Annotated in this window: 15 protein-coding genes and 1 tRNA gene (1 of these 16 cut by a window edge); 9 read left to right on the top strand and 7 right to left on the bottom strand. The window is 63.3% G+C overall.

All coding sequences use genetic code 11. The features are described from left to right. The 5 genes from QGV54_RS11115 to QGV54_RS11095 form a co-directional block, all read right to left on the bottom strand. On the bottom strand, nt 1–887 hold the 5' portion of the coding sequence (locus QGV54_RS11115; protein ID WP_281016758.1) for an acyl-CoA dehydrogenase family protein. The gene continues 388 nt to the left of window position 1, outside the view; 887 of the gene's 1,275 nt are visible here — the first part of the coding sequence; it begins with the start codon at nt 885–887; its stop codon lies beyond the left edge, outside the window. Nucleotides 888–956: 69 nt separating this feature from the next. Continuing rightward, a complete protein-coding gene (locus tag QGV54_RS11110) occupies nt 957–2,363 on the bottom strand; it encodes a HAMP domain-containing sensor histidine kinase (RefSeq protein ID WP_281016759.1) in 1,407 nt (468 codons plus the stop codon). Nucleotides 2,364–2,388: 25 nt separating this feature from the next. Continuing rightward, a complete protein-coding gene (locus QGV54_RS11105) occupies nt 2,389–2,574 on the bottom strand; it encodes a hypothetical protein (protein WP_281016760.1) in 186 nt (61 codons plus the stop codon). A 93-nt stretch (nt 2,575–2,667) separates the two neighbouring features. Then, a protein-coding gene (locus QGV54_RS11100) for an IS3 family transposase (RefSeq protein WP_281015974.1) occupies nt 2,668–3,806 on the bottom strand; the annotation gives its coding sequence in 2 pieces (ribosomal slippage) (nt 2,668–3,542 and nt 3,542–3,806; 1,140 coding nt in all). A gap of 892 nt (nt 3,807–4,698) precedes the next feature. After that, nucleotides 4,699–4,774: transfer RNA gene (locus QGV54_RS11095), tRNA-Phe, on the bottom strand. A gap of 201 nt (nt 4,775–4,975) precedes the next feature. On the opposite strand from QGV54_RS11095, the gene infA reads away from it, so the two are divergent. The 5 genes from infA to yacG are packed head-to-tail and all read left to right on the top strand — an operon-like array spanning nt 4,976 to nt 7,999. After that, nucleotides 4,976–5,194: a translation initiation factor IF-1 gene (gene infA, locus QGV54_RS11090; protein ID WP_281016762.1), complete on the top strand. Its 219-nt coding sequence runs from the start codon at nt 4,976–4,978 to the stop codon at nt 5,192–5,194. Nucleotides 5,195–5,214: 20 nt separating this feature from the next. Further along, nucleotides 5,215–5,799 (top strand): Maf family nucleotide pyrophosphatase, encoded by a 585-nt coding sequence (locus QGV54_RS11085; RefSeq protein ID WP_281016763.1) that lies wholly within the window; start codon nt 5,215–5,217, stop codon nt 5,797–5,799. After that, nucleotides 5,796–7,187: a ribonuclease E/G gene (locus QGV54_RS11080; RefSeq protein ID WP_281016764.1), complete on the top strand. Its 1,392-nt coding sequence runs from the start codon at nt 5,796–5,798 to the stop codon at nt 7,185–7,187. The genes QGV54_RS11085 and QGV54_RS11080 overlap by 4 nt, the downstream gene beginning before the upstream one ends. A gap of 46 nt (nt 7,188–7,233) precedes the next feature. After that, nucleotides 7,234–7,767, top strand: coding sequence for a PAS domain-containing protein (locus QGV54_RS11075; protein ID WP_281016765.1), 534 nt, complete (start codon nt 7,234–7,236; stop codon nt 7,765–7,767). A gap of 58 nt (nt 7,768–7,825) precedes the next feature. Continuing rightward, entirely contained in the window at nt 7,826–7,999 is a 174-nt protein-coding gene (yacG, locus tag QGV54_RS11070; RefSeq protein ID WP_281016766.1) for a DNA gyrase inhibitor YacG, read from the top strand. 25 nt (nt 8,000–8,024) lie between these two features. Here the strand turns inward: yacG and QGV54_RS11065 are convergent, their stop codons facing one another. Next, the gene (locus QGV54_RS11065) at nt 8,025–9,629 is read right to left on the bottom strand and encodes a peptide chain release factor 3 (RefSeq protein WP_348637615.1); all 1,605 of its coding nucleotides are present in this window, start codon (nt 9,627–9,629) and stop codon (nt 8,025–8,027) included. Nucleotides 9,630–9,742: 113 nt separating this feature from the next. Here QGV54_RS11065 and QGV54_RS11060 point away from each other — a divergent pair, with 113 nt between their 5' ends. Beyond that, nucleotides 9,743–11,296, top strand: coding sequence for an AMP-binding protein (locus QGV54_RS11060; RefSeq protein ID WP_281016768.1), 1,554 nt, complete (start codon nt 9,743–9,745; stop codon nt 11,294–11,296). A gap of 21 nt (nt 11,297–11,317) precedes the next feature. On the opposite strand, the gene QGV54_RS11055 is transcribed toward QGV54_RS11060, so the two are convergent. After that, nucleotides 11,318–12,538 (bottom strand): aspartate kinase, encoded by a 1,221-nt coding sequence (locus tag QGV54_RS11055; RefSeq protein WP_281016769.1) that lies wholly within the window; start codon nt 12,536–12,538, stop codon nt 11,318–11,320. A gap of 185 nt (nt 12,539–12,723) precedes the next feature. On the opposite strand from QGV54_RS11055, the gene ubiG reads away from it, so the two are divergent. The 3 genes from ubiG to QGV54_RS11040 are packed head-to-tail and all read left to right on the top strand — an operon-like array spanning nt 12,724 to nt 14,710. After that, entirely contained in the window at nt 12,724–13,464 is a 741-nt protein-coding gene (ubiG, locus tag QGV54_RS11050; protein ID WP_281016770.1) for a bifunctional 2-polyprenyl-6-hydroxyphenol methylase/3-demethylubiquinol 3-O-methyltransferase UbiG, read from the top strand. Then, complete coding sequence (locus QGV54_RS11045) at nt 13,464–14,018, top strand: peptide deformylase (RefSeq protein ID WP_281016771.1); 555 nt, start codon at nt 13,464–13,466, stop codon at nt 14,016–14,018. Before ubiG ends, QGV54_RS11045 begins: the two co-directional genes overlap by 1 nt. Beyond that, nucleotides 14,015–14,710, top strand: coding sequence for a COQ9 family protein (locus QGV54_RS11040; RefSeq protein ID WP_281016772.1), 696 nt, complete (start codon nt 14,015–14,017; stop codon nt 14,708–14,710). Before QGV54_RS11045 ends, QGV54_RS11040 begins: the two co-directional genes overlap by 4 nt. Nucleotides 14,711–14,722 lie beyond the last annotated feature (12 nt).

The raw sequence follows: 14,722 nt of genomic DNA, 5'->3' as shown, positions 1-14,722 counted from the left end.
CGTTCCTGCACCATCTGCTTCTGCCCCAGCACCTCGCCCTTGGTGGTGCGGGAGACGACGCGTTCACAGGTATATTCGAGGCATTTCGTGGCCTCGGCCAGGGCGCGCATGGCGTGATGCAGCCGACCGCCACCCAGGCGCGCCTGCGCCACCGCAAATCCGTCTCCGCGACCGCCCAGCAGATGATCCTTCGGCACACGGACATTGTTCCAGCGGATATGGGCGTGCTCCGCTTCCTTCTGGCCGAGATAGCCATAGTCCCTGATGATCTCGATACCCGGCGTTTCCGAGGGCACGATCAGCATCGACTGGCGCCGGTGCGGATTGTTGGCGTTCGGTTCCGTCTCCAGCATGATGATGTAGAAGGCCGCGAACTTCGCATTGGAGGAAAACCACTTCTCCCCGTTGATGACCCATTCGTCGCCGTCCAGAACCGCCGTGGTCTCGATCTTCAGCGGGTCTGCGCCCCCCTGCGGTTCCGTCATGGCGAAGCAGGAAACGATCTCGTTGTTCAGCAGCGGTTTCAGATACCGTTCCTTCTGCGCCTCCGTGCCGTACTGCGCCAGGATTTCCGAGTTTCCGGTGTCCGGGGCCTGGGAGCCGAAGGTGATGGGGCCGAAGCGGGAGCGACCGAACTGTTCGTTCATCAGTGCCAGTTTCAGCTGTCCGTAGCCCTTGCCACCCAGTTCTGGCCCCAGATGGCAGGCCCAGAGACCTCGCCGCTTCACCTGTTCCTGCAGGGGACGGACGTATCTCACGAACCGCGGATCATGAATGTTCCAATGGCTGCCCAGGATCTCGTCCAGCGGTGCGATCTCGCGCCGGGTGAAATCCCCGATCCAGTCGAGTTCGCGCTGGAATTCCGGATCCGTTTCAAATGACCACATCAGTCTGCCCCTCCCACGAGATGATGCGCCGTTCATGCACCATATCGGACGGCCATGCCAACAGGTTGGCTATGCGGGGTCCGTTCCGTCGGCTCTCCGGAGCCAAAGCTCGGCGGCAAATCCGCAGCCTGGAGCCGTCTCGAATTCGAGCCGGGTGTCCAGTTGCTTGGCGAGCAACCGGCAGATGGCAAGGCCCAGGCCGACGCCTTCGATCTGCTCGAAGTTCTTTCCCTGGCTGGTATTGCGCTCGAACGGCCGGAGTACGCGTTCAAGCGTGGCTGCGTCCATGCCATTCCCGTTGTCGCTGATCCGTATGGCAACCGTATCGGCTGTGCCGCTGACGATCCGAACCCGGATCCGTGCCTCCTCACCGGCATATTTCGCGGCATTGGTCAGCAGGTTCTGCACGATCTGCCGAATGGCCCGATCATGGCCCATCGCGTACACGTGCCCGCCATCCTCGGGCTCGTCGAACGCCAGGTTCCGATTCGGATAGGCGGCCTGGACCAGTCGGGTACTGTTGCGGATGATGCCGGTCAGTTCCACCGACTCCAGATCAAGTATCTGATCGGTTCCGGACAGTTGCGAGAAATTCAGGACCTCGTTCACCAGATCCAGCAGATGGTAGGCGCTCTTCAGGACCTCTTCCGTGAAGTCGTTCTCGCCGGCGTCCTTGTTGCGGGAGTTCTTTTCCTGCATCAGTTCCGAGAAACCGATGATCGCATTGAGCGGCGTCCGGAATTCGTGGCTCATGTGTGCCACGAACCTCTCCTTGGAACGATTGGCGGTGGCCAGTTCCTCGTTCAACCGTTCGAGCTGCGTCGAGCGCTGCCGTTCACGTGAGGACAGTCTCGTCGAGATATAGAGCGTCAGAACCAGAAAGGCGAAGAGAACGGTCAACGCCACCTGGTTGAAGCTGATCGTCTGTTCGAGGGACTGGCGACGACCGGCGTCGATCAGGTTCATCCGGCGAACCAGATCGACGGAAAGCTGGTCGAGACTGGGTTCGAGCGGACGCAGCTTTTCCTGCATCAGCCGCGCATGCGCCTGTGTGTCCGACAGGTCGGCATCTTGCAGCTCACGGGCAATCTGCGCGAACTGCTCCTCGACCCGGCCGACGATGGCCAGATACGGGGGATAGTCGGCGAGTTGCGCCAGGATGACATCATCGGACAGACGCGCCACCCTGCTGGCCAGAACGTCCATGCGAAGGTGCAGCAATCCCCGGGTCGGATCATCGAACAGTGCCGCCTGGGGGAACTGGACATCATGTCCTTCGCTGACGCGCCCGGTAACATAGAGTGTCTGGTAGTATCCGACACGCAGCTCCTCGATGGCCCAGACATATTCCTGCAGCGGTTCGAGGTTCTTCTGCTGGTTGAGTGTGAGTATCTGTCCGACGAAGGCCAGAACGGCCATCAGGCAGAACAGGCCTCCGGTCGCCGAGAAGATGTTCCATGACAGATACTGCTTCATCTTGCTACGGGACCCGATTGCCGGCTCAGCGCGGTCGCACTTCGATCCGGAACAGCTGCCAGATGGCGAGGCTCTGCACCTCCTTGACCGCCGAATCCGACATGGCATCGAAGTCGAACAGTACCCAGAAATAGCCCTTGTCATCCGGTTTCTGATAGGTTCCGTCCTGGGCCCACGCGAGGAACGCCTGTTGTCTCCATTCTGGCGGCAACTCGATATTGTAGTCGTTCAGGGCAGTGAGGGAGAGGTGGTTCGGTTCGTTTGAACAGTTTCGAGCCGTTTCTTAGGTGGATTTTCCGCTTGGTTATGCCGCCACCGGGATTGGTTGCAACTTGATGTGATATGCCTGATCGGGCGTTTGCCCTTCCAGCGATGAATGCGGTCTCCTTGTGTTGTAGAAGGCCAGGTATCGGTCGATGCCCTGTCGGGCGGCTGACACGCTTTCATAGGCGTGCAGATAGACCTCCTCGTATTTGACGCTGCGCCAGAGCCGTTCGACAAACACGTTATCGCGCCAAGCGCCCTTGCCATCCATGCTGATCTGGATGTCGGCGTCCTTCAGCGCCTTGATGAAGTCAATGGACGTGAACTGTGATCCTTGGTCCGAGTTCATGATCTCCGGCTTGCCATATCTGCGCAGGGCATCATTCAAGGCCTCCAGACACGGCGCTGTTTCCAGCGTCACCGACAGCCGCCAGGCCAGAACCTTGCGGCTGAACCAGTCCAGAACGGCGACCAGATAGACGAACCCTCGGGCCATGGGAATGTAGGTAATATCCATGGCCCAGACCTGATTGGGCTGCGTCACGGCCAGCTTGCGCAGCAGGTAGGGATAGATCCTGTGACCGGGCGCAGGCTTGCTGGTGTTCGGTCTGCGATAGAGCGCCTCAATGCCCATCGTTTTCATGCAGGTTGCCACGTGCAGCCGCCCGGCCGTGAAGCCTTCCTGCCGCAGCAACCCTTTCATCATACGGCTGCCCGCGAACGGGTAGTCCATGTGCAACTCGTCAATTCTGCGCATAAGCTTGAGGTCCGCCGCACTGGTCGGGCGCGGCGCGTAATACAGGCTGCCCCGGCTGATCCCGAGAAGCCGGGCTTGCCGTGTCAGGCTCAGCCTGTGGTCCGGGCCCGTCATTTCCTTGCGCTCGGCAACAGACCGGCCTTGTCGAGCGCGCCCTCTAAAAAATCGTTTTCCAGCGCCAGCTGGCCAATCTTCGCGTGCAGGGACTTTACGTCGATCTGCGGCTCTTTCGCGGCCTTTGGCGTGTCATCGAAGACACCCGTTACGCCCTCAAGCAGCTGATCCTTCCACTGCTTGATCTGATTGGGATGCAGGTCGAACTGCGTCGCCAGCTCGCTCATCGTCCTGTCGCCCTTCAGCGCCGCCAATGCGACTTTCGCTTTGAAGGCAGGGCTGTGGTTCCGCCTGGGTCGTCTTGTCATCTTCGCTCCTTCGTCCCGGCAACGCTGCCGGATTGGGAGCAGAAAATCCACCTAACTCAACTGTCCAGATTTGTCGGGCCACCTCTGTTTGTATGAGTAAGCGTACATAGCGTGCTGATTGAGGCCAGAAAGCTGGCAGGCGAATTCGAGCTGTTGATTGTATTGCGCAAATTCCCGCGCCAAGGCTGGCCCATGGCTTGCCTGTTTCCATCCACTACGAAGAGGGCATCGCGGCTGTTCGGGTTCCTATCGCAATTCCAGCCGCCGACATCCCAGCCAATGAACAGATGTTCGCGCGGTACTGCAGCCTCACTCATACCAACCAGACCTGACCCGTCGGCATAGTCTGCATCATATCTTGCTTGATCGCGCGGGCCTCAACGGCTTCGGCCTCTAACCTGCTCCCCTTAGACTCCGCGTTCATAAGTTGGCGCTGCTCACGTTCGACCGTCACCACAAGTGAATTCACGACAAGGTTGCTCCGAAGATATCCGTCTATTTTAGCATGCATCGGGGCATTGTCAGAGCAATCTGACCTCACCCAGATACAGCTCTGCTGCGCCGGGGCCAGATTGCTCTGACAATGCCCAAGCGTATGACGTCTGCACAGATCGCAGAGGCGCATCGGCGCGCCCGCGAATGGACCGAGGCGTTTGAGAACCGGAAGCGCTAGTCACTCCCCATCCTCGTCGTCCAAACCGCTACCCGAAAGCCCAATTTTTGTGGCGACGTATCGCTAAGCTATTGAAAGAAATCGTAGCGCGAGAAGGATTTGAACCCCCGGCACGCGGACTATGTGCGAGAGTGCAAGATGGCCGTTCGCCGTTACCCGTGTCGTTACCCCTGAGCCAGCAGAACACTTGGCAATGCACAGTTAACCTATTGAAATAAATGGTGCCCAGGGGCGGATTCGAACCACCGACACGCGGATTTTCAGTCCACTGCTCTACCAACTGAGCTACCTGGGCATCGCCGCTCTGGCTGATGGGGGCCGATCCGGGATCGGTACCTTGGCGAGCGGTCGGGAGGATATAGCCGAGAGCCGCAGGCCTTGCAACCGCCCTTCGACAGGGTTGTGCTTGATTCTGGTGGGCGATTTCATCATGTTGCGCGCCAAGCGGTCGGGTCGTGATGACCTGTCGCGCCGGGTTTCCTGAACAGGGTGCAGAATGGCCAAGGAAGAAGTTCTCGAATTTGAAGGGCATGTTGCCGAACTGCTGCCGAACGCGATGTTTCGCGTGCAGCTGGACAACGATCATGAAGTGCTGGCCCATACGTCGGGCAAGATGCGCAAGAACCGCATCCGGGTGCTGGCTGGCGACCGGGTGATGGTGGAAATGACCCCCTATGACCTGACCAAGGGTCGTATCACCTTCCGCTTCAAGTAAGCGCCGGAACAGGGCGGCAGATGCCACGCCTGATCCTAGCCTCCGCGTCGCCGCGTCGGCGCGATCTTCTGCGTCAGATCGGCCTGCTGCCGGACGATATCATTGCCGCCGACCTTGACGAGACGCCCTTGCCGGATGAAGCGCCGCAACGACTGGCGGAACGTCTGGCCCAGGCCAAGGCGGGGCACGTTCAACCCGGTTTCCCCGACGATTTCGTGCTCGCCGCCGATACGGTGGTGAGCTGCGGCCGCCGAATCCTGCCCAAGACCGAATCGCGGGAGGCTGCCGCCGCATGCCTGCGTCTGCTGTCGGGACGGCGGCACAGGGTTACCACAGGTGTCGCGCTCTATGCCCCCGGCGGGCGGATGAGCAGCCGCCGGGTGACGACGGTCGTGCGTTTCAAGCCACTCTCCGGCCCCGAGCAGCAGACATATCTGGATAGTGGGGAGTGGCAGGGCAAGGCCGGTGGCTATGCCATCCAGGGGCTGGCAGACGCCTTTGTCGCCAGTCTGAACGGCTCATGGTCCAATGTTGTCGGGCTGCCGCTGCACGAGACGGCGAATCTGCTGACCGGGCTGGGCTATCCCGTCTGGACGCGATCATGAAACAGGGCCTGTTCATCGACCGTGGCCCCTTCGAGACCCGCGTCGCGCTGATCGAGCGGGAGCGGGTCGCCGAGATTCATCTGGAACTGACCGGTGAACCGCCGGTCGCCGGAGCGGTCTGGCGGGGCCGTGTGACGGATCTGATGCCGGAACTGCAGGCGGCTGCCGTCGATCTCGGGCAAGGCGTCACCGGGTTCCTTCGCGCTGCGGATGCGCGCGTTCTGGACGGGACCGCCACGGACAAGCGTGTTCCCCTGAAGAAGCTGCTGCGACGCGGACAGACCGTGCTGGTGCAGGCGGTACGGGGTGCGGCGGACGGCAAGCAGGTGCGCCTGAGTGCCGACATCGCGCTGCACGGCCGCTATGTCAGCCTGTATCCGGTGCGACAGGGGACAGAGGTGCCGAAACGGATCGGCGATCCTGACCAGCGGGAATCACTGCTGGAGATGTTCGCATCGCTCGATCCCGATGTGCGCCTGGTGGCCCGGCCGGCGGCAGCCCGTGTCGACCCCGACCTGGTGCGTGCCGATGCCACCAGGCTGATGGCCGAGTGGGACGAGATCAGTGGCGTGGACGGCCCGGTGCCTGCGCGGCTTCGCGATGCGCCGGATCTCCTGCAGCGGGCCCTGACGGAACTGGCGCCACCCGCGCCGGAGACCATTGCGGTCTCGGACAGGAGCCTGTCGGCGGATCTGCGCCCATTGGCCAAGCGACTTGCGCCCGACCTTGTCGAGCGGGTGAGCCTGGCGCCACCGGGTCAGGGCCTGGAACTGGACCAGGTGCTGGATGAGGCACTGGCGCGGGAAGTGGGACTGCCTGGCGGCGGACGGATCGTCATCGAGGCAACGACCGCCCTGACTGCAATCGACGTGGACAGTGGTGGCGCGCGCGGTACCCCTGTCGATCACAACATGCGTGCAATCGCGGAAATCGCGCACCAGATCAGGCTGCGCCGTATTGGCGGGCCGGTCGTGATCGATTTCATTTCCATGCGGGCCGGCAACGAACGCAAGCGGGTCGAGGCCGCCCTTCGCCGCGCGTTCGAACGTGATCCGGTGATGGTGGATGTCGGCCAGGTCGACCGTTTCTCGCTGGCGACACTGGTACGGGGCAGGGGGGAAGCGGGGCTTGCCCGGCAACTGCTGCACCAGACCTCAGAACAGTCCCGGCTGCGGGAAGGTGTTGCAGCCGCCAGAGTCCTGAGGAAGGTCGCCGCGGAGCTGGAAGGTGTCGGGCTGTTGCCCGTGACACTGTCGCTTTCCCTGCAGCTTCAGCCGGTCATGGATGCTGATGCGGTGGAACAGGCGAGTGCGTTCCTGGCGCGCCCGGTGAGCTTCGTCTTCGAAGCGCGCGACATCGATAGCTTCGCGATTGCGCGGACACGCTGAACCGACTGCTCATTGTGGCACTTCCGCGAATATGAGAGAAAGAGCCATGACCGGGAACACAGTCCAGACGCCGAAGCTTGCAGACATGGATCCCCGCCTGCATCGGTTTCTGGATGTCTGGCGGGCCGCACGTGGTGATGCGACCGTGCCGTTGCGCAAGGCCTTCGATCCCACCTCGGTGCCGTCACTGCTCTCCAACATCTACATCTATCGCTTCCATGAGGATGCTGGCGACTACGTCTGTGAGCTGGCCGGAGAGCATGTGAATGACGCCTATGGCCGGGCGATCAGGGGCGAAACCCTGTTGCAGATTGTCGGGGCCAGGGACCATCCGGTGATCACAGAGCGTTGGGAAAGGATCCTCGGGGTGCCCTGCGTGCACTACGGCACCGCCAATGAAATCCTGTCCAACGCGCGGTTGACTCAGGCGGAGCGGCTGCTGCTGCCCTTCGCATCGGCTGCGGACCAGCCTGCGGACACGATCATCGGTGTGGGGCTCTATTCCTCCCGACGCAGATGGCCCGACCAGCCCCCGCTGTTGCCGTCCGACATTGTCCAGATTCCCTGTTCGGAGATATGATCGGTCCGAACAGCGTGATGCACGCGTGTCGTTCCACCCAGGATGCCGAGGCCATTTGATGACGACCCGATGCCCGATCTGTTCCCGCCCGACCGAGCAGGCCGTGCGGCCCTTCTGTTCCAGGCGCTGTGCCGATGTCGACCTCAAGCGCTGGCTGTCGGAGGACTATGTCCTGCCCGGTACGGAGCCTGCGGACTTCGACGATCTGGAGCCGGGTGACCTGCGCCACTGAGCAGGCGTGACAACCAGCCGGACAATCAGGCGGCCAGATCGCCCACGCCGGGATCCTTCGTCGCCATGAAGCGCACATCGGCCCAGTCCTGCTGGGCGCGCTCCAGGTGCCAGGCGTTGCGCGCCAGGAAGACCGGATCGCCCTCGTGATCATCGGCGATGGAGGCACCGTTCTCGTCACCGAAGCGCTTGATCATGTCCGCGGTGTCGGCGAAGACCCAGCGCGCGGTGAACAGTTCCGTCGACTCGAACCGGACCGGCAGGTTGTATTCGGTCTTGATCCGCTCCGCGAGCACATCGAACTGCAGCGCACCGAGCACGCCGACCACCCAATCCGAACCGATGCGTGGCCGGAAGACGCGGGCGACGCCTTCTTCCGCCAGTTGCTTCAGCGCCTCGCCCAGGTGCTTGGCGCGCAGGGGGTCGGTCGCGCGCACCCGCTGCAGCAGTTCCGGCGCGAAGCTGGGCACGCCACGGAAGCGGATTTCCTCCCCCTCCGTCAGCGTGTCACCGATGGAAAGCTGGCCGTGATTCGGAATGCCGATGATGTCGCCGGGCCATGCTTCTTCCGCAGTCTCCCGGTCGCCGGCGAGGAACATGACCGGATTGTGGACGGCCAGTTGCTTGCCGGTGCGGACATGTTTCAGCCGCATGCCGCGCTTGAAGTGGCCCGACACCAGCCGCACGAAGGCGACGCGGTCGCGGTGCTTCGGATCCATGTTCGCCTGCACCTTGAAGACAAAGCCTGAAACCTTCGGCTCCGTCGGCTGGACCGTGCGGCTGGTGGTGATCTGGGCCCGGGGGGCAGGAGCGTCGCTGCCGAGCGTGTTCATCAGGTCCTGCACGCCGAAGGCATTCACGGCACTGCCGAAGAACACCGGCGTCATGTTGCCCTCGCGATAGGCCTGTCCGTCGAAGGCGGGGCAGAGTTCGCGTGCCATGCCGGCCTCTTCGCGCAACTGCTCCGCCGCGCGTGCGCCGAGCTGGCTATCCAGTTCCGGATCGTCCAGTCCCTTCAGTTCGGCGGTGATCTCGCCCTGCTTCTCGCGGCTGCGGGCCATCAGCACCAGCCGGTCGCGCATCAGGTCGTAGCATCCCTGAAAATCGCGCCCCATGCCGATGGGCCAGTTGGCGGGAGTCACGTCCAGTGCCAGATCCTGCTCGATCTCGTCCATCAGTTCGAACGGGTCGCGGGCTTCGCGGTCCATCTTGTTGACGAAGGTGATGATGGGCACGTCCCGCAGCCGGCAGACCTCGAACAGCTTGCGTGTCTGGGACTGGATGCCACGGGCCCCGTCGATCACCATGATCGCGGAATCGACGGCGGTCAGGACCCGGTAGGTATCTTCCGAGAAGTCCTCATGCCCCGGCGTGTCCAGCAGGTTGAACGTGTGCGGACCATAGTCGAAGGTCATGACGGAGGCGGACACGGAGATGCCGCGGTCCTGTTCGACCTTCATCCAGTCCGAACGTGCGCGGCGCTGATCGCCACGCGCCTTGACGGCACCGGCCATCTGGATCGCACCGCCGAACAGCAGCAGCTTCTCGGTCAGCGTGGTCTTGCCGGCGTCGGGATGGGCGATGATGGCGAAAGTCCGCCGCCGCCCGGTTTCTGTCTCCAATGCATTCATGCGCGGGGGATAGCCGAAATGCGCTGGCTTGGGGAGGGGTATTCTGGCTGCGGCGGAGACGGGGCCGGTACGGGCTGCTATCTCTTGGCAACGGAGCACAGGGGAGAGTGACCATGCGTATGATTGATCTGTTCGACCAGGGGGCACGGCAGTTCCCGGACCGGGACTGCCTTTCGGACGGGCAGAACGGCTGGACCTATGCCACCGTCCGTGAGCTGACACAGCGGATCGCCGCCGGGTTGCGGGGAGAGGGGATCGGAACCGGTGCCCGCATCGCGGTCTGGTCACCCAATCACGCGATGGCCTACGCCTGTGTGCTGGCCATCAGCCGCCAGAACGGCATCTGGGTGCCGATCAATGCCCGCAATGCGCTGGAGGAGAACATCTACGTCCTGGACAACAACCAGACGGAGATCCTGTTCGTGCATTCCAGCTTTGCCGATCATGTCGCGCAGGTGCGGGCAGAGGTGCCGTCGATCCGGCTGGTGGTGACGACGGATGCGCCGGTCGATGGCCTGCCGTTCCTGGACGACTGGATGCCGGTCGATCCGGATCCGGCACCGGACCCGCTGCTGCCGCCCGAGACCATCTGTTCGCAGATGTCATCCGGCGGCACCACCGGGCGGCCCAAGGGGGTCATGCTGAGCACGCGGGCCTGGGAGACGATGGTGGCGACGTTCCACGTCATGATGCCGGTGACGGCACCGCCGGTGCATCTGATGGTGGCGCCGATGACCCATGCGGCGGGCGGTGTTTCCTTCCCGCTGCTGCCCTATGGCGCGACCAACATCTTCATGACGGAGACCGCGCCGGAGAAGATCATGCAGATGATCGAGAAGCACCGGGTGACGCATCTGTTCCTGCCGCCCACCGTGATCTACGTCATGCTGGCCCACCCGAAGGTGCGCGACTACGACTACTCCAGCCTGCAGCATTTCATCTATGCCGCCGCGCCCATGTCCGCCGACAAGCTGAAGGAGGCGATGGAGGTCTTCGGTCCCGTCATGACCCAGACCTATGGCCAGGCCGAAGCCCCGATGATCGCCACCTACATGTCGCCCGCCGACCATGCGGAGGCGCTGAGCACGAACAAGCATCACCGGCTGCTGTCCTGCGGCAGGCCGACCCCCTACACCCGCGTCGAGATCATGGGGGAGGACGGGACGATCCTGCCCCAGGGAGAATCCGGCGAGATCGTGCTGCGGGGCGAGATGGTGATGGAAGGCTATTTCCGGCAACCCGAGGAAACCGCCGCTGCCAGCACCCATGGCTGGCACCATACGGGCGATATCGGCCGGATCGACGAGGACGGGTTCGTCTATATCGTCGACCGGTTGAAGGACATGATCATCACCGGTGGCTTCAACGTCTATCCGTCGGAGGTGGAGCAGGTGATCTGGACCCATGCCGCCGTGCAGGACTGCGCCGTGATCGGCGTGCCCCACGAGAAGTGGGGTGAAGCCCTGAAGGCGGTCATCGAGCTGAAGCCCGGCGCGACGGTCAGCGAGGAAGAGATCATTGCGCTGTGCAAGGAGAAGCTGGGATCGGTCAAGGCCCCGAAGTCCGTGGACTTCTGGCCGGAACTGCCGCGCAGTCCTGTTGGCAAGGTGCTGAAACGCGACATCCGCGCCCCCTACTGGGAGGGCAAGGGACGCAGTGTCGGGTAGGTATTGGTGGTCTGTCGCCTGTCAGGCGGCGTCGAGACCGAAGGCGGTGTGAAGGGCGCGGACGGCAAGTTCCTTGTAGTCCGCCGAGATCAGCACGCTCACCTTGATTTCGGAGGTGGTGATGACCTGGATGTTGATGCCTTTCTCCGCCAGTGCCCGGAACATGGTCTGGGCGACACCGACGTGGCTGCGCATGCCGACGCCGACGATGGAGACCTTCACGACATCGGAGGCCGAGACCACTTCCCGCCAGCCGACGTCGGACTTGATGCCCTCCAGGATCGTCAGGGCGCGCTGCAGCTGGTCGCGGTTGACGGTGAAGGTCAGGTCGGTGGTCGCGCCATCTTCCGTGATGTTCTGCACGATCATGTCGACGTTGATGTTGGCGTCGGCCAGCGCACCGAAGATCGCCGCGGAGACACCGGGGCGGTCGGCCACCTGGCGCAGGGTCACCTTCGCCTCATCCGGCGCGTAGGTAACGCCGTTCACCATCTGCTGTTCCACGATTTCCTCCTCGTCGACCACCAGGGTCCCTTGCTCATCTGAAAAGCTGGAGCGCACATGTACGCGCACGCCGTGGTTCATCGCCAGTTCTACGGACCGGGTCTGCAGGACCTTCGCCCCCAGGGACGCGAGTTCCAGCATCTCCTCATAGGTGATGCGGTCAAGCTTCTGCGCCGCAGAGACGATCCGCGGATCGGCGGTATAGACGCCGTCCACATCCGTGTAGATGTCGCAGCGATCAGCCTTCAGCGCAGCAGCGAGAGCGACGGCGGAGGTGTCGGAGCCACCGCGCCCGAGCGTGGAGATGCGACCGTCACTGGCGATGCCCTGGAAGCCAGCGACAACGGCGACCTGCCCCTCACCGAAGCGGCGGATCAGTTCGTCGGTCTCGATCCGGTCGATGCGGGCGGCGCTGTGGGCATTGGTGGTATGTACGGGGATCTGCCAGCCGAGCCACGAGCGCGCGTTCACTTCCAGATCCTGCAGTGCCATGGCCATCAGGCCGATGGTCACCTGCTCCCCCGCCGCGACAACGGTGTCGTATTCGCGGGCATCGTGCATGGCGGAGACTTCGCGTGTCAGTCCGACCAGCCGGTTCGTCTCCCCCGACATGGCGGAGACGACGACCGCGACCTCGTTCCCAGCCTCGACCTCCGCCTTCACGCGTCGTGCCGCGTTGCGAATGCGGTCGACATCGCCGACGGACGTTCCGCCGAATTTCATGACGATGCGCGCCATCTGTTGTCCCGGCCCGGTGTCTGCCGTGCCGCCTCCTGCATGTCCTTGGATCGCGACCAATGTGTCGCGGCCCCTTGCGAGCTCAAGGCCGCACGTCTTAATTAGCGAAGGCACGGGTCGCAAGTCCGCAACGCGCTGCATTTCGCGGCAAATCGACCGGACAGGCCAGACGATCAGGAGTTTTCATGACCGCCACCACCGTCGATCCGGAAGAAATCAGCCGTTTCAGCGCCATGGCGGAGACCTGGTGGGACGCGGACGGGCCGATGAAACCGCTGCATCAGCTCACCCCGGCCCGGATGCGGTATCTGAAGGCGCAGATCGTGCGCCACTTTGACTGCAACGGACAGGGGCCAGCGCCGCTGAAGGGGCTTTCGATCCTGGATATCGGCTGTGGCGGCGGGCTGGTGGCGGAACCCATGGCGCGGCTGGGCGGGGACGTGACCGGTGTCGATGCGGCCGGGGACAACATCCAGGCCGCCCGCACCCATGCGACGGGGCTGGGCCTGCAGATCGACTACCGGCATGACACGGCGGAGGCGCTGGTCGAACAGGGCGCGCAGTTCGACGTCGTGCTGGCGCTGGAGATCGTGGAGCATGTTGCCGATGTCGGCCTGTTCGTGGCCTCGGTCGCGAAACTGGTGCGCCCGGGCGGGCTGGTCATCTTCTCCACCCTGAACCGGACCCCGAAGGCCTGGGCGCTGGCTGTCTTCGGGGCGGAGCGCGTGATGCGCTGGTTGCCGGTCGGCACCCATTCACACGCCAAGTTCGTCAAACCCTCTGAACTGGCCGCGCACTTCCGCAATGGCGGGCTGCAACTGGAGGATCTGACCGGGCTGGTGTTCAGCCCGCTGACAGGCTGGTCCCTCGACAGCCGGGATCTGGACGTGAACTACTTCGCCACCGCGACACGGGGCAGCGACTGATGGCCATTCGGAAGATCGCCCGGATGGGGCACCCGGTCCTGTTGCGCGTTGCGCGGCCTGTCGCGGATCCCACGGCCCCGGAACTGCTGCATCTGGTTGGCGACATGATGGAAACGCTGGATGACATCGGGGGTGCCGGGCTGGCCGCGCCGCAGGTGCATGAATCCATCCGGCTGGTGATGTTCCAGGTACCGCCAGGACGGGGGCACGAGACCGTGCCGCTGACCATCCTGTGCAATCCGGTTGTCGAGCCCGTAACGGAAACGGTCGAGTGGGGCTGGGAAGGCTGCCTGTCCGTGCCTGGGCTGCGTGGCCTGGTGCCCCGGCCTGCCGCGGTGCGCTATCGCGGGCAGGGGATCGACGGCCAGATGATCGACCGCACCGTTGAGGGGTTTCATGCGCGCGTGGTACAGCATGAATGTGATCATCTGGACGGTGTGCTCTATCCGCAGCGCATGCCGGACCTGAAGCACCTGATCTTCGAGACCGAGATGAAACATCTGGTCGCCAGTGCGGAAGACACATCACCTACGGCAGAAGGAGAGGACGCATGACGACCGAATCCGATGAAGCAACGGTTACGGCGGACCTGAACGCGCTGCGGGACCGGATGGCCGACGCAGCACTGATGCACGCGGCCTTCGATGGCTGGACAGATCAGACCCTGCGCGCCGCCGCACGGGACGCCGGTGCGATCGATCTGGACATCTATCGCGCCTTTCCGGGCGGTGTGGAGGACCTGCTGGACCATCATCTGCTGATGGCCGACCGCCGCATGGTGGAAGACATCCTGGCGCTGGATCTGGAGAGCATGAAGATCCGGGAGAAGATTACCCAGGCTGTCCGGATGCGTCTGGAGGCCGCCGGACCGCACAAGGAGGCCGTGCGCCGCGGCTTCAACCATCTGGGACTGCCGCATCGCGGCCCCCGGGCCAGCCGCGCGCTGTGGCGTACGGTGGACCTGATCTGGCGGGCGATCGGCGACACCTCGACCGATTTCAACTTCTATACGAAACGCACCCTTCTGGCGGGCGTCTACATGAGCACGCTGCTGTTCTGGCTGAACGACAGGTCCGACGACCATGCCGATACCTGGGCCTTCCTGGATCGCCGGATCGCCAATGTCATGCAGATCGAGAAAGCCAAGGGAAAGCTGCTGGGCGCGGCCGGGAACCAGCCCAATCCATTGCAGGCGATCCGCCGGATCGGGGAGAACGTGCGCCGTCGTCGACCGTTTCGCGCCTGATCGACATAATGA

Source organism: Minwuia sp. IMCC3060 (genome assembly GCF_029909435.1).
Lineage (GTDB): Bacteria > Pseudomonadota > Alphaproteobacteria > Minwuiales > Minwuiaceae > Minwuia.
Note: the sequence above shows the minus strand (reverse complement) of the source record. Positions and strands in the feature narration are given on the sequence as shown.

Bases quoted from the DNA above. Each gene is read 5' to 3' on its own strand.
- QGV54_RS11040 (WP_281016772.1), top strand. From the start codon at position 14,015: ATGACGACCGAATCCGATGAAGCAACGGTTACGGCGGACCTGAACGCG.
- QGV54_RS11075 (WP_281016765.1), top strand. From the start codon at position 7,234: ATGACCGGGAACACAGTCCAGACGCCGAAGCTTGCAGACATGGATCCC.
- QGV54_RS11080 (WP_281016764.1), top strand. From the start codon at position 5,796: ATGAAACAGGGCCTGTTCATCGACCGTGGCCCCTTCGAGACCCGCGTC.
- QGV54_RS11065 (WP_348637615.1), bottom strand. From the start codon at position 9,629: ATGAATGCATTGGAGACAGAAACCGGGCGGCGGCGGACTTTCGCCATC.
- infA (WP_281016762.1), top strand. From the start codon at position 4,976: ATGGCCAAGGAAGAAGTTCTCGAATTTGAAGGGCATGTTGCCGAACTG.
- QGV54_RS11055 (WP_281016769.1), bottom strand. From the start codon at position 12,538: ATGGCGCGCATCGTCATGAAATTCGGCGGAACGTCCGTCGGCGATGTC.
- QGV54_RS11110 (WP_281016759.1), bottom strand. From the start codon at position 2,363: ATGAAGCAGTATCTGTCATGGAACATCTTCTCGGCGACCGGAGGCCTG.
- QGV54_RS11045 (WP_281016771.1), top strand. From the start codon at position 13,464: ATGGCCATTCGGAAGATCGCCCGGATGGGGCACCCGGTCCTGTTGCGC.
- QGV54_RS11060 (WP_281016768.1), top strand. From the start codon at position 9,743: ATGCGTATGATTGATCTGTTCGACCAGGGGGCACGGCAGTTCCCGGAC.
- ubiG (WP_281016770.1), top strand. From the start codon at position 12,724: ATGACCGCCACCACCGTCGATCCGGAAGAAATCAGCCGTTTCAGCGCC.
- yacG (WP_281016766.1), top strand. From the start codon at position 7,826: ATGACGACCCGATGCCCGATCTGTTCCCGCCCGACCGAGCAGGCCGTG.
- QGV54_RS11085 (WP_281016763.1), top strand. From the start codon at position 5,215: ATGCCACGCCTGATCCTAGCCTCCGCGTCGCCGCGTCGGCGCGATCTT.